The organism is Streptomyces sp. CNQ085, from assembly GCF_022614595.1.
GTDB lineage: Bacteria > Actinomycetota > Actinomycetes > Streptomycetales > Streptomycetaceae > Streptomyces.
Genome location: NZ_JAJFAU010000002.1, coordinates 47,564 through 71,122 on the forward strand (window position 1 = coordinate 47,564; position 23,559 = coordinate 71,122).

A 23,559-nucleotide genomic window follows, 5' to 3' on the forward strand; every position below is an offset into this window, starting at 1 on the left:
GGGTTCGCGGGGCGCGAAGAAGCCCCCCGCGGGCCCCGTCTCGCGATGACCGGCCGCGTGGCCGGCGACCGTGCAAACCACCGAGCAGACCACCACGGAGCCACACCATGAAGACGATCGACGATCTCGGCGTCGCGGGCCGGCGGGTCTTCGTCCGCGCCGATCTGAACGTGCCGCTCGAGGGCGGTGCCATCACCGACGACGGCCGCATCCGCGCCGCCGTCCCGACGATCGACAAGCTGGCCGAGGCCGGTGCCAGAGTGATCGTCGCCTCCCATCTGGGCCGCCCCAAGGGCGCCCCCGACCCGCGTTCCTCCCTCGCCCCCGTGGCCGAGCGGCTGGGGGAACTGCTGGGCAGGGACGTCGCGTTCGCCACCGACACTGTCGGCGACTCCGCGAAGTCCACCGTCGGCGCCCTCGCCGACGGACAGGTCGCGGTGCTGGAGAACCTGCGCTTCAACGCCGGCGAGACCAGCAAGGACGACGCCGAGCGCGGTGCCTTCGCCGACAGCCTGGCGGCCCTCGCCGACCTCTACGTCGGCGACGGCTTCGGTGCGGTGCACCGCCGCCACGCCTCCGTCTACGACCTCCCGGCGCGGCTGCCGCACACCGCCGGCGGCCTCATCGCCACCGAGGTCGGCGTCCTGCGCAAGCTCACCGACGACGTCGAGCGCCCCTACGCCGTGGTCCTGGGCGGGGCGAAGGTCTCCGACAAGCTCGGAGTCATCGACCACCTGCTGGAACGCGCCGACCGCATCCTCGTCGGCGGGGGCATGGCGTACACCTTCCTGAAGGCGCGGGGGCACGAGATCGGCGCCTCGCTGCTCCAGGAGGACCAGATCCCAGCCGTCCAGGGCTACCTCAAGCGTGCCGAGGAGCGCGGTGTGGAGTTCGTCCTCCCCGTCGACGTGGTGGCCGCCGCCGGTTTCCCGGACCTGAGGACCAAGGCGCCCTCCGAGCCCGTCACCGTGGCCGCGGACGCCATCCCGGGCGATCTGATGGGGCTGGACATCGGCCCCCGCAGCCAGGAGCTGTACGCCGCCAAGCTCGCCGACGCGGCCACCGTCTTCTGGAACGGCCCGATGGGCGTCTTCGAGCACCCGGACTACGCCGAGGGCACCCGGGCCGTGGCCCGGGCGCTGGTCGACAGCCCGGCCTTCACCGTGGTCGGCGGCGGGGACTCCGCCGCGGCCGTCCGCATCCTGGGCTTCGACGAGGAGGCATTCGGCCACATCTCCACCGGTGGCGGCGCCAGCCTGGAGTACCTCGAGGGCAAGACGCTCCCCGGCCTCGCCGCGCTGGAGGACTGATCCGGCGCGCCGGGAGATCCGGAGCACCGGGGGAGCACACGCGGCCGCCGGGCCGCGAACGACCACGGCGCCCGCGCCCTCCGCGCCGCGCGGGCGCCGGTGACACGAGCCGCTGCCGCGGCGGAGCGAACTGAAAGGCACCTCCACCCATGGCAAACCGCATCCCGCTGATGGCGGGCAACTGGAAGATGAACCTCAACCACCTGGAGGCCATCGCCCACGTCCAGAAGCTCGCCTTCGCCCTGAACGACAAGGACCACGAGGCCGTCGAGGTCGCCGTTCTGCCGCCCTTCACCGACCTGCGCTCGGTGCAGACCCTCGTCGACGGCGACAAGCTGAAGATCCGCTACGGCGCCCAGGACGTCTCGGCGCACGTCTCAGGCGCGTACACCGGCGAGGTCTCCGGGGCGATGCTGGCGAAGCTCAACTGCACCTACGTGGCCGTCGGTCACTCCGAGCGGCGCCAGTACCACGGCGAGACCGACGAACTGTGCAACGCCAAGGTCAAGGCGGCCTACCTGCACGGCCTGATCCCGATCCTGTGCGTCGGCGAGGGCCTGGAGGTCCGCAAGGCCGGCGACCAGGTCGCCCACACCCTCGCCCAGGTCGCCGGCGCGCTGAAGGACGTCCCCGCCGAGCAGGCCGCCCGCGTCGTGATCGCCTACGAGCCGGTGTGGGCCATCGGCACCGGCGAGGTGGCCACCCCCGAGGACGCCCAGGAGGTGTGCGGCGCGATCCGCGGCCGTCTGGCCGAGCTGTACGACCGTGAGCTGGCCGAGAGGGTCCGCATCCAGTACGGCGGTTCGGTGAAGTCCGGGAACGTCGCCGCGATCATGGCGCAGCCGGACGTGGACGGAGCCCTGGTCGGCGGGGCCGCGCTGGACGTGGACGAGTTCGTGAGGATCGTCCGGTTCCGCGACCAGTAGGGCCGCGGGCGACCGCCGCCGACGAGTGACGGCCGGGCCGCCCGCGTCGTACCCTGTCGGGGCCGGGAGCGAGACACACAGCGCCTCCCGGCCCCGTACCCTGCAAGTCCCGACAGTTCCCGTCATCCGTCCGAGAGAGTTGGTCCAGCCGTGATCCTGGGGTTCTCCATCGCCCTCATCGTCTTCAGCCTGCTGCTGATGCTGCTCGTGCTGATGCACAAGGGGAAGGGCGGCGGCCTCTCCGACATGTTCGGCGGCGGCATGCAGTCCTCCGTCGGCGGCTCCTCGGTCGCCGAGCGCAATCTCGACCGCATCACGGTCGTGGTGGGCGTGGTCTGGTTCGCCATCATCGTGGCGCTCGGCATCCTGATGAAGCTCGACGGCTGAGGCCCGCCGACGCCTGACGGCCCCTGCCGCGCGGTGGCGGTCGCCTTGCTCTGACGCCGTGTCGTATTCCCGGCCTATCATGAGGTTCGCGCCCGCGGGACCCGAAGGGGGCAGCAACTCGGGTCTGTGGACGCGTGTTGGGCCCTACGTACACTGGGGCACCCGCGGCGGAGCGGCCTGTCGATGCTCCGCGGCACCGTGAAGGCAGGGAGTTACGACCGTGGCAAGTGGCAACGCGATCCGGGGAAGCCGGGTCGGAGCGGGGCCGATGGGCGAGGCCGAGCGGGGCGAGTCCGCGCCGCGTCTGCGCATCTCCTTCTGGTGCTCCAACGGGCACGAGACCCAACCCAGCTTCGCCAGCGACGCGCAGATCCCGGAGACCTGGGACTGCCCGCGCTGCGGCTTCCCGGCCGGCAAGGACCAGGACAACCCGCCGGACCCGCCGCGCACCGAGCCCTACAAGACCCACCTCGCGTACGTGCGCGAGCGGCGCAGCGACGCCGACGGCGAGGCGATCCTCGCCGAGGCGCTGGCCAAGCTCCGCGGGGAGATCTGAACACCGGCCGACCGGCCGGCCGTACGCCCTCACGGGGCGCGCGGCCGGACCGTCGTTCCATTAGGTTGGGAGACGGCGGGGTCCGTACGACAGGAATGGACTGATTTCCCAGATGAACGCTGAAGGCCGCGGCAGGCTCGACCGGATGCCGCAGTGGCAGGCGCTGGCCAGGCACCGTGAGGAACTGGGGGAGGTGCACCTGCGCGAGCTGTTCGCCGCCGATCCGCGGCGCGCCGAGCGCTACGGCGTCCGGGTCGGCGACCTGTACCTGGACTACTCCAAGAACCTCGTCACGGACGAGACCCTGCGGCTGCTGCGCGAGCTGGCCGAGGCGACCGGGGTGGCTCGGCTGCGGGAGGCGATGTTCCGCGGCGAGCGGATCAACACCACCGAGGACCGGGCCGTGCTGCACACCGCCCTGCGCGCCCCGCGCGACGCGGTGGTCGAGGTGGACGGCGAGAACGCCGGGAACGTCGTGCCGGCCGTGCACGCCGTGCTCGACCGGATGTCCGCCTTCGCCGAGGCGGTGCGTGCCGGGAAGTGGGCCGGGCACACCGGGCTGCCTGTCAGGAACGTCGTCAACATCGGCATCGGCGGATCCGACCTGGGCCCGGCGATGGCCTTCGAGGCGCTGCGCGCCTACACCGACCGGGAGCTGGAGGTCCGCTTCGTCTCCAACGTGGACGGCGCGGACCTGCACGAGGCGCTGCAGGGCCTGGACCCGGCCCGGACGCTGTTCGTCGTCGCCTCCAAGACCTTCACCACGATCGAGACCATCACCAACGCCACCTCCGCCAAGGACTGGCTGCTGACCGGTCTGGGCGCGGGAAAGGAGGCGGTGGCCAAACACTTCGTGGCCCTGTCGACGAACACCGGGGCGGTCGCGGAGTTCGGCATCGACACCGCTAACATGTTCGAGTTCTGGGACTGGGTCGGCGGACGCTACTCCTACGACTCGGCCATCGGTCTCTCGCTCATGATCGCCATCGGCCCGGACCGCTTCCGCGAGATGCTCGACGGTTTCCGCACCGTCGACGAGCACTTCCGCACCGCACCGCCCGAGGAGAACGCCCCGCTGCTGCTGGGTCTGCTGGGCATCTGGTACGGCGCCTTCTTCCGCGCGCAGTCGCACGCGGTGCTGCCCTACAGCCACTACCTGTCGAAGTTCACCGCCTACCTCCAGCAGCTCGACATGGAGTCCAACGGCAAGTCCGTGGACCGGCAGGGTGAACCGGTGGACTGGCAGACCGGTCCGGTGGTGTGGGGCACACCCGGAACCAACGGGCAGCACGCCTACTTCCAGCTGCTGCACCAGGGCACCAAGCTGGTCCCGGCGGACCTCATCGGCTTCGCGCGGCCCGTGGCGGGCCTGGAACCCGCGCTGGCGGCCCAGCACGACCTGCTGATGGCCAACCTCTTCGCCCAGGGGCAGGCGCTCGCCTTCGGGAAGACCGAGGAGGAGGTCCGCGCCGAGGGCGTCGCCGAGGAGCAGGTCCCGCACCGCACCTTCCGCGGCGACCGCCCGACGACGACGATCCTGGCCTCCGAGCTGACCCCGTCGGTGCTGGGGCAGCTGGTCGCCCTCTACGAGCACAAGGTGTTCGTCCAGGGCGCGGTGTGGGACATCGACTCCTTCGACCAGTGGGGCGTGGAGCTCGGCAAGGTGCTCGCCAGACGCATCGAGCCCGCGCTGACCGAGGGCGCCGAGGCGGAGGGACTGGACGCCTCCACCTCGGCCCTGGTGGCCCGTTACCGCTCGCTGCGCGGCCGGGACTGACGCAGGGGCGCGGAGGGGGCAGAGCCTCCTCACCGCCCCCGCGGTGGCGGCCCCGCTCCCCCGGAACCCGCAGGGGAGCGGGGCCGCCACGTTCGGCCGGTGTGCGCGGGGCGCCCGTCAGCTCCGGACCGACTCGGGCAGGAGGATCGCCGCCTCCTCGTCGAGGATCCACAGGGTGCGCTCGTGCCCGCGGGCGCCGGCCGCGGGGATCCGCGCCGGATCCTCGGAGGTCAGCGCGTCGGCCGCGGCCTCTGCCTTGTCCTCGCCCGCCGCCAGCAGCCAGACCTCCCGGGCTGCCCGGAGGGCCGGGAGGGTGAGGGAGATCCGGGTCGGTGGCGGCTTCGGCGCCTGCCGTACGCCGACGACCGTGCGCCCGGTCTCCCGCGCGGCCGGATGGCCGGGGAAGAGCGAGGCCACGTGGGTGTCCGGGCCCAGCCCCAGCAGCAGCACGTCGAAGACGGGCACCGGCCCGCCCGCACCGCCGCCGGAGTCCGCACCGCCGGAACCGCCGTCACCGGCCGAGGCCAGCTCCGCCGCGTATGCCTCGGCCGCCGCGTCCACGTCGTCGCCGTGCGGACCGTCACAGGCCGGCATCGGGTGGACGCGCGACGGATCCAGGGGAAGCGCGTCCAGGAGGGCCTCGCGGGCCTGGGTGTGGTTGCGGTCCGGGTCGCCGTCGGGGAGGAACCGCTCGTCGCCCCACCACAGATCGACACGGGACCAGTCCACGCCGCTGCGTCCCGGAGCCTGCGCCAGGGCGGCCAGCAGGGCGATGCCGTTACGGCCGCCGGTCAGGGCGATGTGGGCCCGGCCGCGGGTGGCCTGCGCGTCCGCGATCGCGGTGACCAGGCGAGCGGCCGTGGCACGGGCCATCCGCTCCTTGTCCGGGTGGACGACGATCTGCGGGGGGGCCTGCTCTCCGCCGGGGGCCCGCGCTGCCTCCGCCTGCGCGGCCCGTACGGCCTCGACCGCCTCCACCTCCGCGACCTCCCCGCGCACCAGGTGGTCGAGGCCGAAGCGGACGGCGCGGGCGTAGGTCTCGTCCGGGTCCAGACGCCGCAGCTCCTCGGCGATCAGCTCGGCCGTGGAGCGCCGGTGCAGGGCCACGCTCCGGTCCGGCTGGCCCGGCACCGAGAGCGTCGCCAGCGAGCCGTCGCCGCGGTCCAGGCAGACGTCGCCCTCGTCCGTGGTCAGCCGTACCGCCGTGATGCCGGGGCCGCCGGAGAGCACGCGCTCGACGGGGACGCGCAGGCGGTCGGCCAGCCACAGAGCCAGCAGCTCCGAGCTGGGGTTGTACTCCTCGCCCTCGACCACCGCCCGGGTGACACGGGCCTGCTTCTGGTCCAGGGCGGCGGCCAGCACACTGCGCCACAGGGTGACGCGGGTCCAGGCCAGGTCGGTGTCGCCCGGGGCGTAGGAGGCGGCGCGCCCCCTGAGCGCCGTGACCGGGTCCTCGGTCTCCGCCGCGTCGGTGATGCGGCGCTGGGCCAGAGCGCCCAGCGGATCCTTCGAGGGGTACTCGGGCGGATCGGCCGGCCACCACAGGACGACCGGCGCGTCCGGCAGCAGCAGGGGCAGGACGACGCTGTGGGCGTGGCCCGCCAGCTCGCCGTGGAGGCGCAGCAGGACCGTCTCCCCGGTGCCGGTCTCGCCGCCCACCCGCACCTCGGCGTCGAGCCGGGCCATGGCCCGGTCGCGGGGCGAGCGGCCCGGACGCCGCACCACGACGAGGATGCGCGAGGGGTGCTCCTTCGAGGCGTCGCTGGCCGCCTTCAGCGCGTCGTAGTGGCTGCCCTCGTCGGTGACGATGACGAGCGTGAGCACCATGCCGACGGCCGGGCTGCCCATCGCCCGCCTGGCTCGCACCAGAGCCGCGTTGATCCGGCCGGACGTGGTGTCGGTGAGGTCGATGTTCATGGCCGCCGCCAGCTCCGTCCGTCGCGTGCGAGCATCTCGTCGGCCGCCTGGGGGCCCCAGGTCCCGGCGGTGTACGGTTCGGGCCTGCCGTGCGCGTCCCAGTACTCCTCGACCGGGTCCAGGATCTCCCAGGAGCGCTCGACCTCCTGGTGCCGGGGGAAGAGGTTGGCGTCGCCCAGCAGCACGTCCAGGATGAGCCGCTCGTACGCCTCGGGGCTGGACTCGGTGAAGGACTCGCCGTAGGCGAAGTCCATCGTCACGTCGCGGATCTCCATCGAGGTGCCGGGCACCTTGGAGCCGAACCGGAGCGTGACGCCCTCGTCGGGCTGCACTCGGATGACCAGGGCGTTCTGGCCCAGTTCCTGGGTGTCGGTGGCGTCGAAGGGGGAGTAGGGGGCGCGCTGGAAGACCACCGCGATCTCGGTGACCCGGCGGCCCAGCCGCTTGCCCGTGCGCAGGTAGAAGGGGACCCCCGCCCAGCGGCGGTTGTCGATCTCCAGTTTGATGGCGGCGTAGGTGTCCGTCCGGGAGGCCGGGTCGATGCCCTCCTCCTCCAGATATCCGGGCACCTTCTCGCCGCCCTGCCAGCCCGCCCGGTACTGGCCGCGCACGGTGTGCCGGCCCAGGTCCCTCGGCAGCCGCACCGCGTTGAGCACCTTCAGCTTCTCGGTGACCAGGGCCTTGGCGTCGAAGGAGACGGGCTCCTCCATCGCGGTCAGGGCCAGCAGCTGGAGCAGGTGGTTCTGGATGACGTCGCGTGCGGCGCCGATGCCGTCGTAGTAGCCGGCGCGGCCGCCGATGCCGATGTCCTCGGCCATCGTGATCTGCACGTGGTCCACGTAGGAGCGGTTCCACAGGGGCTCGAACATCGTGTTGGCGAAGCGCAGCGCCAGGATGTTCTGAACGGTCTCCTTGCCCAGGTAGTGGTCGATCCGGAAGACGTCGGACTGGCGGAAGACCTGGTGGACGACCCGGTTCAGTTCCTGGGCGCTGGCCAGGTCGTGACCGAAGGGCTTCTCGATGACCGCGCGGCGCCAGGACCCCTCGGGGGCCTCGGACAGCTGGTGCTTCTTGAGCTGCTCCAGGACGGTGGGGAAGAACTTCGGCGGAACCGAGAGGTAGAACGCGAAGTTGCCCCCGGTGCCGCGGGATTTGTCCAGTTCGTCGATGGTGGACTTCAGCCGGGCGAACGCGTCGTCGTCGCCGAAGACGCCGGGGACGAAGCGCATCCCCTCGCCGAGCTGCCGCCAGACCTCCTCGCGGAAGGGGGTGCGGGCGTACTGTTTGACCGAGTCGTGCACGACCTGGCAGAAGTCCTGGTCCTCCCACTCGCGGCGGGCGAAGCCGACGAGGGAGAAACCTGGTGGGAGCAGGCCCCGGTTCGCCAGGTCGTAGACGGCGGGCATCAGCTTTTTCCGCGACAGATCACCTGTGACGCCGAAGATCACCAGGCCCGACGGCCCCGCGATGCGCGGGAGCCGCCGATCCTGTGCGTCACGCAGCGGGTTGGCTGCGCTGCTCACCTGCTCTACGCCTCCTTCGGTGCGAGGCGCTTGAGCTCGGCCTCGGTGGAGGTGAGCAGGTCGTTCCATGCCTGCTCGAACTTGTCCACGCCCTCGACCTCGAGCCGCTCGACCACCTCGTCGTAGCCGATGCCGAGCTTCGCGATCGCGTCGAGGTCGGCGCGGGCCTGCTCGTAGGCGCCGCGCACGGTGTCGCCGGTGATCTCGCCGTGGTCGCCGACGGCCTCCAAGGTGGCCTCCGGCATGGTGTTCACCGTGTTCGGGGCGACCAGCCCGGTGACGTAGAGGGTGTCGGGGTAGCCGGGGTCCTTCACACCGGTGGAGGCCCACAGCGGGCGCTGCCGGTTGGCGCCGGCGGATTCCAGGGCCGCCCAGCGGTCGGAGGCGACGACCTCCTCGTACGCCTGGTAGGCCAGCCGGGCGTTGGCCAGCGCGGCCCTGCCGCGCAGTGCCAGCGCCTCGTCGGTGCCCAGATCCGTCAGCCGCTTGTCGACCTCGGTGTCCACCCGGGAGACGAAGAACGACGCCACGGAGTGGATCTCCGACAGGTCCAGGCCCTTGGCCCTGGCCTGCTCCAGACCCGCCATGTAGGCGTCCATCACCATCCGGTAGCGCTCCAGCGAGAAGATCAGCGTGACGTTGACGCTGATGCCCGCGGCGATGGTCTCCGTGATCGCCGGAAGCCCGGGGGTGGTGGCGGGGATCTTGATCAGGGTGTTGGGACGGTCCACCAGCCAGGCGAGCTGCTTGGCCTCGGCGACCGTGGGCCGGGTGGCGTGGGCCAGCCGCGGGTCCACCTCGATGGAGACCCGGCCGTCCTGCCCGTTGGTGGCGTCGAAGACCGGGCGCAGGATGTCGGCGGCATCGCGGACGTCGGCGGTGGTGATCATCCGGATCGCCTCCTCCACCGTCACACCGCGGGAGGCGAGGTCGGTGAGCTGCCGGTCGTAGCCGTGTCCCTCGGAGATCGCCTTCTGGAAGATCGACGGGTTGGTGGTGACACCCACGACGTGCTGCTCGTGCAGCAGCTCGGCGAGGTTGCCGGACGTGATGCGCCGGCGGGACAGGTCGTCCAGCCAGATCGCCACGCCTTCGTCACTCAGGCGCTTGAGTGCGTCTGTCATGAGGGATGCATCTCCTGATCTCGTTGCCTGTGGGCGTCAGCGTGCGGCGGCGGCGATGGATTCCCGGGCGGCGGCGGCGACAGCCTCGCCGGTCAGGCCGAACTCGCGGTAGAGCACCTTGTAGTCGGCCGAGGCGCCGAAGTGCTCCAGGGAGACGATCCGGCCGGCGTCGCCGACGTAGCGGTGCCAGGTCAGGCCGATACCGGCCTCGACGGCCACCCGTGCCCGGACCGACGGCGGCAGCACGCGCTCACGCCAGGCCCGGTCCTGCTCCTCGAACCACTCCAGGCACGGCATCGACACCACCCGGGCGGGCACGCCCTCGGCCCGGAGCGACTCGCGCGCGGCGACGGCGAGCTGCACCTCCGAGCCGGTGGCGATGAGGACGACCCGCGGCTCGCACTCGCGTCCCTGGGAGTCCACCGCCTCGAACATCACGTATCCGCCGCGGGCGGCGTCCTCGTTCGGCTCGTAGGTCGGCACGTTCTGGCGGGTCAGCGCGACGCCGTGCGGGGCCGGGCGGTCGCCGTGGCGGCGCATGATCTCGCGCCAGGCGATCACGGTCTCGTTGGCGTCGGCCGGACGCACCATGTTCAGGCCGGGGATGGCGCGCAACGCCGCCAGGTGTTCGACCGGCTGGTGGGTCGGGCCGTCCTCGCCCAGGCCGATGGAGTCGTGCGTCCACACGTAGGTGACCGGCAGCTTCATCAGGGCCGCCAGCCGCACCGCCGGGCGCATGTAGTCGGAGAACACCAGGAAGGTGCCGCCGTAGACACGGGTGTTGCCGTGCAGCGCGATGCCGTTCATGGTCGAGCCCATGGCGTGCTCGCGGATGCCGAAGTGCACCGTGCGGCCGTACGGGTCCGCCTCCGGCAGCGGGTTGTCCGCCGGGAGGAAGGACGAGGAGGCGTCGATGGTGGTGTTGTTGGAGCCCGCGAGGTCGGCGGAGCCGCCCCACAGCTCGGGGATCACACCGCCCAGCTCCTTGAGCACCGCGCCGGACGCCTTGCGGGTGGCCATGTCCTTGCCGGCGGGAAAGGAGGGCAGCGCCTTCTCCCAGCCCTCGGGCAGCCCCCCGGCGCTGATCCGGTCGAACTCGGTGGCACGGCCGGGGTTGGCCCCGCGCCACTTCGCGAGCTCGTCCTCCCAGGCCCGGCGCGCCTCGCGGCCCCGGTCCACGACCTCGCGGGCGTGCTCCAGGACCTCGTCGGCCACGTCGAAGTGCCGCTCCGGGTCGAAGCCGAGCACCCGCTTGGTGGCCGCGACCTCCTCGTCGCCCAGCGCGGAGCCGTGCGAGGCCTCGGTGTTCTGGGCGTTCGGCGCGGGCCAGGCGATGATCGTGCGGGCGGCGATCAGGGAGGGGCGCCCGGTCTCGGCCTGTGCGGCCTTGAGCGCCGCGTACAGGGCCTGGATGTCGAAGTCGCCGCCGGGCGCCTGCTCGATGCGCTGGACGTGCCAGCCGTAGGCCTCGTAGCGCTTCAGGACGTCCTCGGACAGCGCGGTCGCGGTGTCGCCCTCGATGGAGATGTGGTTGTCGTCGTACAGGGCGACGATGTTGCCCAGCTTCTGGTGGCCGGCCAGTGAGGACGCCTCGGCCGAGACCCCCTCCTCCAGGTCGCCGTCGGAGACGACGGCCCAGACGGTGTGGTCGAAGGGAGAGGCGCCCGGCGCGGCGTCCGGGTCGAACAGGCCGCGCTCGTAGCGGGCGGCCATCGCCATGCCCACGGCGTTGGCGATGCCCTGGCCCAGCGGGCCGGTGGTGGTCTCGACCCCGGTGGTGTGGCCGTACTCCGGGTGGCCCGGGGTCCTGCTGTCCCAGGTGCGAAAGGCCTTCAGGTCATCCAGCTCCAGTCCGTAGCCGGACAGGTACAGCTGGATGTAGAGCGTCAGGCTGGTGTGGCCGGGGGAGAGGACGAACCGGTCCCGGCCCGCCCACCGCGCGTCCGACGGGTCGTGCCGCATGAGCTTCTGGAAGAGCAGGTACGCCGCCGGAGCGAGGCTCATGGCGGTACCGGGGTGTCCGTTACCGACTTTCTGCACGGCGTCCATCGCCAGGACCCGTACGGTGTCGACAGCCCGTTGATCCAGTTCGGTCCACTCGAGATCTGTGGTGGTCGGCTTGGTGCTCACCCTGCGTCAGGGCTCCTCTCCACATGTCGAAGGCCGGTGTCTGTCAGGTCACACCGGGCGGTGTCGAGCGTACCCCCGTCAGGGTTCCCCCTTTCGGTCCGCTCACCCTTTGGGAAGCCGGGAGAGCAAATCCGGTGGAACCGGACGCGTCATGGGCCTCACCTGGGCATCTGTGGAACGCCGGGTGCACATGAGCGCCGCCCTCCGGCGCTGCGCGAGGCCCTGTGGACCCCGTACCCGCGCCTCGCCGGCGCACCCCCTCGCGGGGTGCGCCGACACGGGCGACCCCCGGGGCGAGCGGTGTATGGCCAGCGTCTACAGTGGCGTGGTAGGTGCGAGTCGCGGCGGGACAAAGGCCCGGACTCGCTTGTTCCCACGCGGCGTGAGCCGCGCATGTCGCATCGTGATCAGGGGTGTCCGTGACGGCCGTCGAATCCCGTCCCGCGGGTGGGGATACCGCCCACACCCGAGGGGTTGTGGGGGAGCTCGATCAGAGCCCAGCACACCGGCCGCTCGGGGCCCGTATCAAGGGCTACGTGGCACTGACCAAGCCGCGGATCATCGAACTGCTGCTGATCACCACCATCCCGGTGATGTTCCTCGCCGAACAGGGCGTCCCCGATCTGTGGCTGGTCCTGGCGACCTGCCTGGGCGGCTACCTGTCGGCGGGCGGCGCCAACGCGCTGAACATGTACATCGACCGGGACATCGACGCGCTGATGCACCGCACCGAGCAGCGCCCGCTGGTCACCGGTGTGCTGACCCCGCGTGAGGCCCTGGCCTTCGGCGTCACGCTGGCCGTGGTCTCCACGCTGTGGTTCGGCTGGACGGTCAACTGGCTCTCGGCCGCCCTCTCCCTGGGCGCGCTGCTGTTCTACGTCGTCGTCTACACGATGATCCTCAAGCGGCGCACCGCCCAGAACATCGTCTGGGGCGGCATCGCCGGCTGCATGCCCGTGCTCATCGGCTGGTCGTCGGTGACGAACGAGGTGAGCTGGGCCGCCGTCGTCCTCTTCCTGGTCATCTTCTTCTGGACGCCGCCGCACTACTGGCCGCTGTCGATGAAGGTCAGGGACGACTACGCCCGTGTCGGGGTCCCGATGCTCCCGGTCGTCGCGGGCAACCGCGCGGTGGCCCGGCAGATCGTGGTCTACAGCTGGATCATGGTGGCCGTCTCGCTGGCGCTGTGGCCGCTGGGGTACGTCGGCTGGTTCTACCCGCTGGTCGCGCTCGCCGCCGGCGGCTGGTGGCTGTGGGAGGCACACGCCCTCCACGCCAGGGCCGGGGCCGGGGTCACGGGCGCCAAACTCAAGGAGATGCGGCTGTTCCACTGGTCCATCACCTATGTGTCGCTGCTGTTCGTGGCGGTGGCGGTGGACCCCTTCCTACGCTGACCCCATAGCGGTTCCCCACCCCCCGAAGCCGGTGCCGGGCCGTTGTCCGGCGTGGTCCAGGCCACCCGGAGCGGCGGTCGCCAGGCTGCCTACCCATCGGTAGCATCCTGTCCATGGACAGCACACAGCAGGCGGAAGAGACCGGACCCGACGCCAGGACCCAGCGCCGGGTGACCAGGCTCGCCAAGGAGATCGCCGCGTTCGCCGGGGAGCGCGGCGGCAGCGCCGACGCCCAGATCTCCTACCTCGGCGAGCGCGGCGTGCGCATCGTCCTCGTCGGTGAGGACGGCGGCTGGGGCGACCTGGTGGCCCACTCCCGCGAGGTCGCCCGGCAGGCCGCCGAGAAGGCGGGCGTCACCGTCCACGAGACCCTCGACGGGGACCTCGCCGCCCGGATCCGTACCGGCCCCTACGAGTGGGAACGGATGGCGGGCATCCAGACCGGAGGACCGAAGGACCGCTGAGACGGGAGCGCGGCGGGACGGCCGTGAGGGCCTGCCGGGCACCCGCGGGCCACCGCGTTCCGTCGCCTTCCGGTGTTCGTCCGCCGCCCGTACGCGTCCGGTCACGGTTCCCCGGGCCGCACCGCGACGTCCTACAGGCCGAACACGGCCGGAGCCGGCCGGCCGGCGGGCACGGAGGCCGCGGCGCCGGTGCCCGCCACCGGCGGCAGACCGCGCTCGCGCAGCGACAGCAGCACCCTCAAGGTGGCGATCCACACCAGGCAGGAGCCCAGCAGGTGCGCCGCGACCAGCGCCTCCGGCAGTTCGGTGAAGTACTGGACGTAGCCGATCACACCCTGCGCCAGGAGCACCAGGAAGAGGTCCCGGGTGCGGACGCGAGCGCTGCGGGGCGCGTCCGCGGCCCGCAGCGCCAGCCACAGCAGCACGGTCAGGGCCACCACGGCCCAGGCCAGCAGGGCGTGCACCCGGGCGGTGGTCTCCCAGTCCACGCCCATCCGCGGCACCTCGCTGCTGTCGCCCGCGTGCGGGCCCGAGCCCGTCACCATGGTGCCGACGACGATCAGCAGCACGGACACGGCGGTCAGCGCCGCCGCGAGCTGCCGGACCCGGGCCCCGGCCAGCGGGCGGGGCACGCCGTCGCCCTCGCGGGCGCGCAGCCAGGTGACGGTGGTGACCGTGATGAGCACGCTGGCGAGCAGGAAGTGCGCGGCGACGGTGTACGGGTTCAGCCGCAGCAGCACCGTCGCACCGCCCAGCAGGCCGTTGGCGACGACCAGCCAGAACTGCCACCAGGCCAGCCGCGACAGGCCCCGGCGGTACGGCTTCGCCGAGCGGACCGCGATGATCGCCCAGCCGACGGCGGCGCACAGCACGTACGTCAGCAGGCGGTTGCCGAACTCGATGGCGCCGTGCAGTCCCATCTCGGGCGTGGCGATCAGGCTGTCCCCGCTGCACTTGGGCCAGGTGTCGCACCCCAGTCCCGAGCCGGTCAGCCGCACCACCCCGCCGGTGACCACGATGAGCACGCTCAGGACGAGCGCGGCCAGGGTGGCACGCTCCACGGTGCGCTGGGCGGGAGTCCAGCGCCTGGCGACGTACGCCACGGGGTTTCGCGCGAATTCGAGCAGATTGGGCACGGGCACCATGGTAGGCGGGCGCTTGTGCGAGCTTTCACGAGGGGGCGCGGGGAGCGGTCACTCCCACCGGAAGAAGCGGGCCGCGGCGGCCAGGCCCACCACCGCCCACACGCCCAGGACCGCCAGGTTCGCCCAGGGCATCCCGGCCCCGTCCCGCAGTACCTCGCGCAGCCCCTCGGAGAGCGCGGAGATCGGCAGCAGCTCCAGCACCCCGCGCACCGGTTCGGGGAACCTCTCCAGCGGCACCACCACCCCGCCGCCGACCAGCAGCAGGACGAAGACGAGGTTGGCCGCCGCCAGCGTCGCCTCGGCCCGCAGTGTTCCGGCCATCAGCAGTCCGAGGCCGGAGAACGCCGCAGTCCCGGCGACCAGCAGCAGTGCAACGGCGAGCGGGCTGCCGTGCGGCGACCACCCCAGGGCCAGAGCCACCGATGCCAGCAGCACCACCTGCAGCACCTCGGTGACCAGCACCGCGCAGGTCTTGGCGGTCATCAGCCCCCAGCGGGGCAGCGGGGAGGCGGCCAGCCGCTTGAGGACGCCGTAGCGCCGCTCGAAGCCGGTGGAGATCGCCTGGCCGGTGAAGGCGGTCGAGAGCACGGCCAGCGCCAGCACGCCCGGCGCCAGGAAGTCCACGCGTTCGCCCCCGTCGCCCCCCGCCCCGGCCAGGTTCACGATGTCCACGGCGCTGAACAGCACCAGCAGCAGGGCGGGGATGACGATTGTCAGCAGCAACTGCTCGCCGTGCCGCAGCAGCAGCCGCGTCTCCAGCGCGGCCTGGGCCGCGATCATCCGGGGCAGCGGGGCCGCCCCGGGGGCGGGGGCGTAGGTGCCCGGCCCGGTGTTCTCCGTACTCACGACCGCAGCTCCTTGCCCGTCAGCTCCAGGAAGACGTCCTCCAGCGTGCGCCGCTCCACCGCGATGCCGTCCGGCATCACCCCGTTCTGCGCGCACCAGGACGTCACCGTGGCCAGGAGCTGGGGGTCGACGGTTCCGGTCAGGCGGTACGAGCCCGGGGCCGTCTCGGCGGCGGCGGTGTCCGGCGGCAGTGCCTTGAGCAGGGAGGCCAGGTCGAGGCCGGGGCGTCCGGTGAAGCTCAGGGTGTTCTCGGCGCCGCCCCGGGACAGCTCCTCGGGGCTGCCCCGCGCGATCACCCGGCCCTCGTCGATGATCGCGACATCGTCGGCCAGGGTCTCGGCCTCGTCCATGAAATGCGTGCTCAGCACCACCGTCACGCCGTCCGCGCGCAGCTCCCGCACCAGCTCCCAGGCGGAGCGGCGGGCCTGCGGGTCCAGACCGGCGGTCGGCTCGTCCAGGAAGACCAGCTCGGGCCGTCCGACGACGGCCATGGCCAGTGCCAGGCGCTGCTGCTGGCCGCCGGAGAGCCGCCGGTAGGGGGTGCGGCCGCAGCCGGCCAGCCCCAGCCGCTCGATCAGCGCGCCGGTGTCCAGCGGGCGGGCGTGCAGTACGGCCATGTGGCGCAGCATCTCCGCGGCGCGGACGGTGGGGTAGATCCCGCCGCTCTGGAGCATCACCCCGATCCGGGGCCGCAGTGCGGCGGCGTCGGCGACCGGGTCCAGTCCCAGGACGCGGACGGTGCCCGCGTCCGCGCGGCGGTAGCCTTCGCAGGTCTCGATGGTGGTGGTCTTGCCCGCTCCGTTGGGTCCGAGGACGGCGGTGACGGTGCCGCGCCCGACGGTGAGGTCCAGCCCGTCCACCGCCGTCCTGCTCCCGTACCGCTTCACCAGTCCCGCGACCTCGACGGCCGCCGTGTCTCGCATACGGGCGAGTCTAGGAGCCCGGGGACGGGCCGCCCCCGCCGGGCCGCACCGCCGCCGGAGCGCGCCGCCGGGCCGCACCGCCGGCGTCACCGGTAAGGCACGCCTTACGTGATGCATCCCATCCGGGCCGGTCAGGGCGTGGCTTGCCCGTCTCCTTCGAATTACGCAACAATGGCGTTGTGAAAAAGCGCACCCGCCGTCAACGGCCGCCCGGCCGCGGCGGACGGGAGCGCCGCGGACCCGGGGCGGAGTGAGGAGGCTCGAGAGCACATGGCGGTCCACCACGGCGGCGGTGACACCCGCGCCCCCGGTTACCCGGCCCAGGACGAGTACCACGGCACCCGTGACAAGGTCGCGCGGTCCATCCTCGACCACGGCCCGTCCACCGCGGCCGAGCTCGCCCAGCGGCTGGGGCTCACCCAGGCGGCGGTCCGCCGTCACCTGGACGCGCTCGTCTCCGAGGGCGTCGTCTCACCACGTGAGAAGCGGGTCTACGGCTCGCGCGGCAGGGGCCGCCCCGCCAGGGCCTTCGCGCTCACCGACCACGGACGCAGTGCCTTCGACCAGGCCTACGACCAGCTCGCCGTCGACGCCCTGAGGTGGATAGCCCAGGCCGCGGGCGGCGGGGAGGAGGGGCGGGCCGCGGTCGCGGCCTTCGCCCGGGCCCGGGCCGTCGCCCAGACCGAGCGGTACCGCGCCGAGCTGGAACGGGTCGCGCCCGAGGAGAGGGCCAGGGTTCTGGCCGAGGCACTGTCCAGGGACGGGTACGCTGCCACCGCGCGCGGCGCGCCCGCCTCCAGCGGAGAGCAGCTCTGCCAGCACCACTGCCCGGTGGCGCATGCCGCCGAGCGGTTCCCGCAGCTGTGCGAGGCGGAGACGGAGGTCTTCTCCCGCCTGCTCGGCACCCATGTGCAGCGTCTGGCCACCATCGCTCACGGCGACGGGGTGTGCACGACGTTCATTCCCAAAACGGCTTCCGGGTCCGCGCCCGGGGCTCCCAAGACATCCAAGACCACCGCAGCGACAGCATCTGCAAGCACAGCCGGGAGGAACCCCGCATGACTCTCCCCACGGAGACTGCCCACCCTGAGCTGGAAGGCCTGGGCAAGTACGAGTACGGCTGGGCCGACCCGGACGCCGCCGGCGCCTCGGCCAAGCGCGGCCTCTCCGAGGAGGTCGTCCACGACATCTCGGACAAGAAGTCCGAGCCGGAGTGGATGCTGAAGCTCCGCATGAAGGGCCTGAGGCTCTTCGGGAAGAAGCCCATGCCGAACTGGGGCTCGGACCTGAGCGGCATCGACTTCGACAACATCAAGTACTTCGTGCGGTCCACCGAGAAGCAGGCCCAGACCTGGGAGGACCTGCCCGAGGACATCAAGAACACCTACGACAAGCTGGGCATCCCCGAGGCCGAGAAGCAGCGCCTGGTCGCCGGCGTCGCCGCCCAGTACGAGTCCGAGGTGGTCTACCACCAGATCCGCGAGGACCTGGAGAGCCAGGGCGTCATCTTCCTGGACACCGACACCGCGCTCAGGGAGCACCCGGAGCTGTTCCAGGAGTACTTCGGCACCGTCATCCCGGCCGGCGACAACAAGTTCGCCGCGCTGAACACCGCGGTGTGGTCCGGCGGCTCGTTCATCTACGTGCCCAAGGGCGTCCACGTGGACATCCCGCTCCAGGCCTACTTCCGGATCAACACCGAGAACATGGGCCAGTTCGAGCGGACGCTGATCATCGTCGACGAGGACGCCTACGTCCACTACGTCGAGGGCTGCACCGCGCCGATCTACCAGTCCGACTCGCTGCACTCGGCGGTCGTGGAGATCATCGTCAAGAAGGGCGCCCGCTGCCGCTACACGACCATCCAGAACTGGTCGAACAACGTGTACAACCTGGTCACCAAGCGCGCCGTGGCCTACGAGGGCGCGACGATGGAGTGGGTCGACGGCAACATCGGCTCCAAGGTGACCATGAAGTACCCGGCCGTCTACCTGATGGGCGAGCACGCCAAGGGCGAGACCCTCTCGATCGCCTTCGCGGGCGAGGGCCAGCACCAGGACGCCGGTGCCAAGATGGTGCACATGGCGCCCAACACCTCCTCCAACATCGTCTCCAAGTCGGTGGCGCGGGGCGGCGGCCGCACCTCCTACCGCGGTCTGATCGAGATCGGCGAGGGCGCCGAGAACTCCAAGTCCAACGTGCTGTGCGACGCGCTGCTGGTGGACACCGTCTCGCGCTCGGACACCTACCCCTACGTCGACGTCCGCGAGGACGACGTGACGATGGGCCACGAGGCGACGGTCTCCAAGGTCAGCGACGACCAGCTGTTCTACCTGATGCAGCGCGGTCTGTCCGAGGACGAGGCGATGGCGATGATCGTGCGCGGCTTCGTCGAGCCGATCGCCAAGGAACTGCCCATGGAGTACGCCCTGGAGCTCAACCGGCTGATCGAGCTGCAGATGGAGGGCGCGGTCGGCTGACCGCCCGGCCACCCGTCCTCCCCCCTCCGTGACCGTGAGCCGGTCCCCGGGCGCCGAGAAGCCCGGGGACCGGCGAACACACAAGACAGAGAGCGAGCAACACGACAGCCATGGCTGAGGCTCAGAACATCCCGGCCGGGTCCACGACCGCCGGATCGATCGCGGTGGCGGCCGAGTCCACCGTCGCCACCCGGATGAGCGCCCCGCCATCCTTCGACGTGGCGGACTTCCCCGTGCCGCACGGCCGCGAGGAGGAGTGGCGCTTCACCCCGCTGGAGCGGCTGCGGGGCCTGCACGACGGCACCGCCGAGGCGGGCGGCGGCGTCAAGGTCGACGTCTCCGCGCCCGACGGCGTGACGGTGGAGACCGTCGGCCGCGACGACGCCCGACTGGGCCGGGCCGGCAAGCCCGTCGACCGGGTCGCGGCCCAGGCATACAGCGCCTTCGAGAAGGCCGCCGTCGTCACCGTGCCCAAGGAGACCGTGCTCACCGAGCCGATCCGGGTGAGCGTCCAGGGCCAGGGCGGCATCTCCTTCGGGCACACCGTCTTCGAGCTGGGCGCCTTCGCCGAGGCCGTCGTCGTCATCGACCACACCGGCGACGGCGTGCGCGCCGCCAATGTCGAGTACGTGCTGGGCGACGGCGCGAAGCTGACGGTCGTCTCCGTGCAGGACTGGGACGACACGGCCGTGCACTGCTCCCAGCACAACGCCCTGGTCGGCCGCGACGCCACCTTCAAGTCCGTGGTCGTCACCTTCGGCGGCGACGTGGTGCGCCTCCACCCGCGCGTCAACTACGCGGGCCCCGGCGGCGAGGCCGAGCTGTACGGCCTGTACTTCACCGATGACGGCCAGCACCAGGAGCACCGGCTCTTCGTCGACCACGAGGCATCGAACTGCCGCAGCAACGTCGTCTACAAGGGCGCCCTCCAGGGCCAGGACGCGCACGCGGTGTGGATCGGCGACGTACTGATCCGCGCCTCGGCCACCGGCACCGACACCTACGAGCTCAACCGCAATCTCGTCCTCACCGACGGCGCGCGGGTGGACTCGGTGCCCAACCTGGAGATCGAGACCGGCGAGATCGTCGGCGCCGGTCACGCCTCGGCCACCGGCCGCTTCGAGGACGAGCAGCTGTTCTACCTGATGGCGCGCGGTATTCCGGAGCAGGACGCCCGCCGTCTGGTGGTGCGCGGCTTCTTCGCCGAGCTGGTCCAGCAGATCGGCCTGCCCGATCTGCAGGAACGCCTCATCACCAGGATCGATGAGGAGCTGGAGGAGTCGGTCGCATGAGCACCGGCGAGAACACGGTGGACAGCGCGGGCTTCGTCCGCGCCGCCTCGCTCGGCGAGCTGGAGGAGGACACTCCCAAGCGGGTGGAGATCGGCGGCGTCCCGGTCTCGCTCGTCCGCAAGCGGGGAGAGGTCTTCGCGATCAACGACATCTGCTCGCACGCGAACGTCTCGCTCTCCGAGGGCGAGGTGGAGGACTGCCACATCGAGTGCTGGCTGCACGGGTCCAGTTTCGACCTGCGCACCGGCAACCCCGACGGGCCGCCCGCCACGCGCCCCGTCCCCGTATACCCCGTCAAGATCGAAGGAGACGGCCCCGACGCGGCCGTGCTCGTCTCCACCACCCAGGAGTCCTGAAGCCTCATGGCAACGCTTGAGATCCACGACCTGCACGTCTCCGTCGAGGCCGAGAACGGCCCCCAGGAGATCCTGCGCGGCGTCGACCTGACCCTGAAGCAGGGCGAGACGCACGCCATCATGGGCCCGAACGGCTCCGGCAAGTCCACCCTCGCCTACTCGCTGGCGGGCCACCCCAAGTACACGATCACCGGCGGCACCGTCACCCTGGACGGCGAGGACGTGCTGGAGATGAGCGTCGACGAGCGCGCCCGCGCCGGCGTCTTCCTCGCCATGCAGTACCCGGTCGAGGTGCCCGGCGTGTCCGTCTCCAACTTCCTGCGCACCGCCGCCACCGCCATCCGCGGCGAGGCCCCCAAGCTGCGCACCTGGGTGAAGGAGGTCAAGGAGGCCATGGAGCGCCTCAACATCGACCCCGCCTTCGCCGAGCGCAACGTCAACGAGGGCTTCTCCGGCGGTGAGAAGAAGCGCCACGAGATCCTCCAGCTGGAGCTGCTCCGGCCGAAGATCGCGGTCCTCGACGAGACCGACTCCGGTCTGGACGTCGACGCGCTGCGCATCGTCTCCGAGGGCGTCAACCGCGTCCGCGAGACCGGAGAGGTCGGCACCCTGCTGATCACCCACTACACACGCATCCTGCGCTACATCAAGCCCGACCACGTCCACGTCTTCGCGGCCGGCCGGATCGCCGAGTCCGGCGGCCCGGAGCTGGCGGACAAGCTGGAGGAAGAGGGCTACGAGGCCTACGTCAAGGGCGACCGGGCGGCGTGAGCCGTACCCGCGGGGTGTGGGATCTCGGGGGAGAACGGAGAAACACGAGCGTGACACAGCTGCCGGGCCTTCTCGACACGGACGCGATCCGCAAGGACTTCCCGCTGCTGGACCGCACGGTCCACGACGGGAAGAAGGTCGTGTACCTGGACAACGCGGCGACCTCCCAGAAGCCGAACCAGGTGCTCGACGCGCTGAACGACTACTACGCGCGGCACAACGCCAACGTCCACCGCGGCGTCCACGTGCTCGCCGAGGAGGCCACGGCGCTGTACGAGGGGGCGCGCGACAAGGTCGCCGCCTTCGTCAACGCTCCGAGCCGCGACGAGGTGATCTTCACCAAGAACGCCTCGGAGTCGCTCAACCTCGTGGCGAACATGCTCGGCTGGGCAGACGAGCCCTACCGCGTCGACGACCGGACCGAGATCGTCATCACGGAGATGGAGCACCACTCCAACATCGTGCCCTGGCAGCTGCTGGCGCAGCGCACGGGCGCGAAGCTGAAGTGGTTCGGCCTCACCGACGACGGCCGCCTGGACCTGTCGAACATCGACGAGGTCATCACCGAGCGGACCAAGGTCGTCTCCTTCGTGCTGGTCTCCAACATCCTGGGCACGGTCAACCCGGTCGAGACGATCGTCCGCCGAGCCCAGGAGGTCGGCGCACTGGTGGTGATCGACGCTTCCCAGGCCGCCCCGCACATGACGGTGGACGTCCAGGCGCTCCAGGCCGACTTCGTGGCCTTCACCGGCCACAAGATGTGCGGGCCGACCGGCATCGGCGTGCTGTGGGGCCGCCAGGAGCTGCTGGAGGATCTGCCGCCGTTCCTCGGCGGCGGCGAGATGATCGAGACCGTCTCGATGCACTCCTCCACCTACGCCCCCGCACCCCACAAGTTCGAGGCGGGCACCCCGCCGATCGCGCAGGCCGTCGGGCTGGGCGCCGCCGTGGACTACCTGAGCTCGATCGGCATGGACCGCATCGCGGCCCACGAGGACGCGATCACCGAGTACGCGGTGCGCAGGCTCCGGGAGGTCCCCTCCCTGAGGATCATCGGCCCGTCCACGGCCGAGGAGCGCGGCGCCGCGATCTCCTTCACGCTCGGCGACATCCACCCCCACGACGTGGGGCAGGTGCTCGACGAGCAGGGCATCGCCGTCCGGGTCGGCCACCACTGCGCCAGGCCCGTCTGCCTCAGGTACGGAGTTCCCGCGACCACCCGGGCGTCGTTCTACCTGTACTCCACTGCGGCGGAAGTCGACGCCCTGGTGGAGGGGCTGGAACACGTACGGAACTTCTTCGGTTGATGTTCCGTGACCGACGACGGACTACCGCAGCTGCTGAAGGTGACTCGTGAAGCTTGACTCCATGTACCAGGACGTGATCCTGGACCACTACAAGCACCCGCACGGACGGGGGCTGCGCGACGGCGACGCCGAGGTGCACCACGTCAACCCGACGTGCGGCGACGAGATCACCCTGCGGGTGAGGATGGACGGCTCCACCGTCGCGGACGTCAGCTACGAGGGGCAGGGCTGCTCCATCAGCCAGGCCAGTGCCTCGGTGCTGAACGACCTGCTGGTCGGCAAGGAACTGGCCGAGGCGCGCCGGGTCCAGGAGACGTTCCTGGAGCTGATGCAGTCCAAGGGCCGGATCGAGCCGGACGACGCGATGGAGGAGGTCCTGGAGGACGCGGTCGCGTTCGCCGGGGTCTCCAGGTACCCGGCACGCGTGAAGTGTGCCCTGCTGAGCTGGATGGCATGGAAGGACGCCACCGCCCAGGCCCTGGGCGACGGCTCCGCCGAGAACGAGGCCGGGCAGAAGGCCGGGCGCAAGGCCGAGGAGAGGACCGCATGAGCGAGACGCCGACCACGACGAAGCCGGCGAGCGAGGACGAGGTCCGCGAGGCGCTGTATGACGTGGTGGACCCCGAGCTGGGCATCGACGTCGTCAACCTGGGCCTGATCTACGGCATCCACATCGACGACGACAACACCGCCACGCTGGACATGACGCTGACGTCCGCGGCCTGCCCGCTGACCGACGTGATCGAGGACCAGGCGAAGTCCGCGACCGACGGCATCGTCAGCGAACTGCGCATCAACTGGGTCTGGATGCCGCCGTGGGGCCCGGACAAGATCACCGGCGAGGGCCGCGAGCAGCTGCGCGCACTCGGCTTCAACGTCTGAGGCATCGGCGCCCAGCGCCTTCCCCCGCCGGCCGGGGCCCCTGGGGCCC

At 71.5% G+C, this 23,559-nt stretch carries 22 protein-coding genes; 15 read left to right on the forward strand and 7 right to left on the reverse strand.

What is annotated here, in order from left to right; genetic code table 11:
- The first annotated feature begins 107 nt into the window (after window positions 1-107).
- The 5 genes from pgk (at window position 108) to pgi (ending at window position 4,956) form a co-directional block, all read left to right on the forward strand.
- Window positions 108-1,310: a phosphoglycerate kinase gene (pgk, locus tag LJ221_RS00895; protein ID WP_241712807.1), complete on the forward strand. Its 1,203-nt coding sequence runs from the start codon at window positions 108-110 to the stop codon at window positions 1,308-1,310.
- A gap of 149 nt (window positions 1,311-1,459) precedes the next feature.
- Entirely contained in the window at window positions 1,460-2,236 is a 777-nt protein-coding gene (gene tpiA / locus LJ221_RS00900; protein ID WP_241712809.1) for a triose-phosphate isomerase, read from the forward strand.
- A gap of 150 nt (window positions 2,237-2,386) precedes the next feature.
- Complete coding sequence (gene secG, locus LJ221_RS00905; RefSeq protein ID WP_241712812.1) at window positions 2,387-2,623, forward strand: preprotein translocase subunit SecG; 237 nt, start codon at window positions 2,387-2,389, stop codon at window positions 2,621-2,623.
- A 220-nt stretch (window positions 2,624-2,843) separates the two neighbouring features.
- A complete protein-coding gene (locus LJ221_RS00910; protein WP_308314692.1) occupies window positions 2,844-3,179 on the forward strand; it encodes an RNA polymerase-binding protein RbpA in 336 nt (111 codons plus the stop codon).
- Between the two features lie 112 nt (window positions 3,180-3,291).
- Window positions 3,292-4,956, forward strand: a complete 1,665-nt coding sequence (gene pgi, locus LJ221_RS00915; protein WP_241712814.1) for a glucose-6-phosphate isomerase — start codon at window positions 3,292-3,294, stop codon at window positions 4,954-4,956.
- A 117-nt stretch (window positions 4,957-5,073) separates the two neighbouring features.
- Here the strand turns inward: pgi and opcA are convergent, their stop codons facing one another.
- From opcA to tkt, 4 genes are read right to left on the reverse strand one after another with little or no spacing between them, the layout of a single operon-like run.
- Window positions 5,074-6,873 (reverse strand): glucose-6-phosphate dehydrogenase assembly protein OpcA, encoded by a 1,800-nt coding sequence (opcA, locus tag LJ221_RS00920; protein ID WP_241712816.1) that lies wholly within the window; start codon window positions 6,871-6,873, stop codon window positions 5,074-5,076.
- On the reverse strand, window positions 6,870-8,396 hold the full coding sequence (gene zwf, locus LJ221_RS00925) for a glucose-6-phosphate dehydrogenase (protein WP_241712818.1): 1,527 nt from the start codon (window positions 8,394-8,396) through the stop codon (window positions 6,870-6,872). The genes opcA and zwf overlap by 4 nt, the downstream gene beginning before the upstream one ends.
- A gap of 5 nt (window positions 8,397-8,401) precedes the next feature.
- Window positions 8,402-9,520, reverse strand: a complete 1,119-nt coding sequence (tal, locus tag LJ221_RS00930) for a transaldolase (RefSeq protein WP_241712820.1) — start codon at window positions 9,518-9,520, stop codon at window positions 8,402-8,404.
- A gap of 36 nt (window positions 9,521-9,556) precedes the next feature.
- Window positions 9,557-11,650 (reverse strand): transketolase, encoded by a 2,094-nt coding sequence (gene tkt / locus LJ221_RS00935; RefSeq protein ID WP_241712822.1) that lies wholly within the window; start codon window positions 11,648-11,650, stop codon window positions 9,557-9,559.
- A 413-nt stretch (window positions 11,651-12,063) separates the two neighbouring features.
- On the opposite strand from tkt, the gene LJ221_RS00940 reads away from it, so the two are divergent.
- Together LJ221_RS00940 and LJ221_RS00945 are read left to right on the forward strand one after the other, a co-directional pair.
- Window positions 12,064-13,044, forward strand: a complete 981-nt coding sequence (locus LJ221_RS00940) for a heme o synthase (protein WP_241712824.1) — start codon at window positions 12,064-12,066, stop codon at window positions 13,042-13,044.
- Between the two features lie 113 nt (window positions 13,045-13,157).
- Window positions 13,158-13,508, forward strand: coding sequence for a hypothetical protein (locus LJ221_RS00945; protein ID WP_241712826.1), 351 nt, complete (start codon window positions 13,158-13,160; stop codon window positions 13,506-13,508).
- 131 nt (window positions 13,509-13,639) lie between these two features.
- Here LJ221_RS00945 and LJ221_RS00950 read toward each other — a convergent pair whose 3' ends face one another.
- The 3 genes from LJ221_RS00950 to LJ221_RS00960 all read right to left on the reverse strand — a co-directional run bounded on the left by LJ221_RS00950 (window position 13,640) and on the right by LJ221_RS00960 (window position 16,422).
- On the reverse strand, window positions 13,640-14,653 hold the full coding sequence (locus LJ221_RS00950) for a heme A synthase (protein ID WP_241712828.1): 1,014 nt from the start codon (window positions 14,651-14,653) through the stop codon (window positions 13,640-13,642).
- A 48-nt stretch (window positions 14,654-14,701) separates the two neighbouring features.
- Window positions 14,702-15,433, reverse strand: coding sequence for an ABC transporter permease (locus LJ221_RS00955; protein ID WP_241712900.1), 732 nt, complete (start codon window positions 15,431-15,433; stop codon window positions 14,702-14,704).
- Between the two features lie 62 nt (window positions 15,434-15,495).
- A complete protein-coding gene (locus LJ221_RS00960; protein WP_241712830.1) occupies window positions 15,496-16,422 on the reverse strand; it encodes an ABC transporter ATP-binding protein in 927 nt (308 codons plus the stop codon).
- A 270-nt stretch (window positions 16,423-16,692) separates the two neighbouring features.
- Between LJ221_RS00960 and LJ221_RS00965 the strand changes: the two genes are divergently transcribed.
- The 8 genes from LJ221_RS00965 (at window position 16,693) to LJ221_RS01000 (ending at window position 23,510) form a co-directional block, all read left to right on the forward strand.
- Complete coding sequence (locus LJ221_RS00965) at window positions 16,693-17,484, forward strand: metalloregulator ArsR/SmtB family transcription factor (RefSeq protein ID WP_241712832.1); 792 nt, start codon at window positions 16,693-16,695, stop codon at window positions 17,482-17,484.
- Window positions 17,481-18,902, forward strand: a complete 1,422-nt coding sequence (sufB, locus tag LJ221_RS00970; protein ID WP_241712834.1) for a Fe-S cluster assembly protein SufB — start codon at window positions 17,481-17,483, stop codon at window positions 18,900-18,902. The genes LJ221_RS00965 and sufB overlap by 4 nt, the downstream gene beginning before the upstream one ends.
- 110 nt (window positions 18,903-19,012) lie before the next feature.
- Window positions 19,013-20,194, forward strand: a complete 1,182-nt coding sequence (gene sufD, locus LJ221_RS00975) for a Fe-S cluster assembly protein SufD (protein WP_241712836.1) — start codon at window positions 19,013-19,015, stop codon at window positions 20,192-20,194.
- On the forward strand, window positions 20,191-20,550 hold the full coding sequence (locus tag LJ221_RS00980; RefSeq protein WP_241712838.1) for a non-heme iron oxygenase ferredoxin subunit: 360 nt from the start codon (window positions 20,191-20,193) through the stop codon (window positions 20,548-20,550). The genes sufD and LJ221_RS00980 overlap by 4 nt, the downstream gene beginning before the upstream one ends.
- A 6-nt stretch (window positions 20,551-20,556) precedes the next feature.
- Window positions 20,557-21,321 carry a Fe-S cluster assembly ATPase SufC gene (gene sufC / locus LJ221_RS00985; protein ID WP_241712840.1) on the forward strand — a complete coding sequence of 255 codons (765 nt, stop codon included), beginning with the start codon at window positions 20,557-20,559 and terminating at the stop codon, window positions 21,319-21,321.
- Between the two features lie 50 nt (window positions 21,322-21,371).
- Window positions 21,372-22,628, forward strand: a complete 1,257-nt coding sequence (locus LJ221_RS00990) for a cysteine desulfurase (RefSeq protein ID WP_241712841.1) — start codon at window positions 21,372-21,374, stop codon at window positions 22,626-22,628.
- A gap of 46 nt (window positions 22,629-22,674) precedes the next feature.
- On the forward strand, window positions 22,675-23,178 hold the full coding sequence (gene sufU, locus LJ221_RS00995) for a Fe-S cluster assembly sulfur transfer protein SufU (protein ID WP_241712842.1): 504 nt from the start codon (window positions 22,675-22,677) through the stop codon (window positions 23,176-23,178).
- On the forward strand, window positions 23,175-23,510 hold the full coding sequence (locus tag LJ221_RS01000) for a metal-sulfur cluster assembly factor (RefSeq protein ID WP_241712843.1): 336 nt from the start codon (window positions 23,175-23,177) through the stop codon (window positions 23,508-23,510). Before sufU ends, LJ221_RS01000 begins: the two co-directional genes overlap by 4 nt.
- Window positions 23,511-23,559: the final 49 nt, after the last annotated feature.

What these genes read in the sequence shown, in the direction of transcription:
- sufC (WP_241712840.1), top strand. Translation starts at nt 20,557, where the DNA reads ATGGCAACGCTTGAGATCCACGACCTGCACGTCTCCGTCGAGGCCGAG.
- LJ221_RS00945 (WP_241712826.1), top strand. Translation starts at nt 13,158, where the DNA reads ATGGACAGCACACAGCAGGCGGAAGAGACCGGACCCGACGCCAGGACC.
- LJ221_RS00965 (WP_241712832.1), top strand. Translation starts at nt 16,693, where the DNA reads ATGGCGGTCCACCACGGCGGCGGTGACACCCGCGCCCCCGGTTACCCG.
- LJ221_RS00950 (WP_241712828.1), bottom strand. Translation starts at nt 14,653, where the DNA reads ATGGTGCCCGTGCCCAATCTGCTCGAATTCGCGCGAAACCCCGTGGCG.
- LJ221_RS00960 (WP_241712830.1), bottom strand. Translation starts at nt 16,422, where the DNA reads ATGCGAGACACGGCGGCCGTCGAGGTCGCGGGACTGGTGAAGCGGTAC.
- LJ221_RS01000 (WP_241712843.1), top strand. Translation starts at nt 23,175, where the DNA reads ATGAGCGAGACGCCGACCACGACGAAGCCGGCGAGCGAGGACGAGGTC.
- sufB (WP_241712834.1), top strand. Translation starts at nt 17,481, where the DNA reads ATGACTCTCCCCACGGAGACTGCCCACCCTGAGCTGGAAGGCCTGGGC.
- LJ221_RS00955 (WP_241712900.1), bottom strand. Translation starts at nt 15,433, where the DNA reads ATGATCGCGGCCCAGGCCGCGCTGGAGACGCGGCTGCTGCTGCGGCAC.
- opcA (WP_241712816.1), bottom strand. Translation starts at nt 6,873, where the DNA reads ATGAACATCGACCTCACCGACACCACGTCCGGCCGGATCAACGCGGCT.
- pgk (WP_241712807.1), top strand. Translation starts at nt 108, where the DNA reads ATGAAGACGATCGACGATCTCGGCGTCGCGGGCCGGCGGGTCTTCGTC.
- sufD (WP_241712836.1), top strand. Translation starts at nt 19,013, where the DNA reads ATGGCTGAGGCTCAGAACATCCCGGCCGGGTCCACGACCGCCGGATCG.
- pgi (WP_241712814.1), top strand. Translation starts at nt 3,292, where the DNA reads ATGAACGCTGAAGGCCGCGGCAGGCTCGACCGGATGCCGCAGTGGCAG.
- LJ221_RS00980 (WP_241712838.1), top strand. Translation starts at nt 20,191, where the DNA reads ATGAGCACCGGCGAGAACACGGTGGACAGCGCGGGCTTCGTCCGCGCC.
- tal (WP_241712820.1), bottom strand. Translation starts at nt 9,520, where the DNA reads ATGACAGACGCACTCAAGCGCCTGAGTGACGAAGGCGTGGCGATCTGG.
- tpiA (WP_241712809.1), top strand. Translation starts at nt 1,460, where the DNA reads ATGGCAAACCGCATCCCGCTGATGGCGGGCAACTGGAAGATGAACCTC.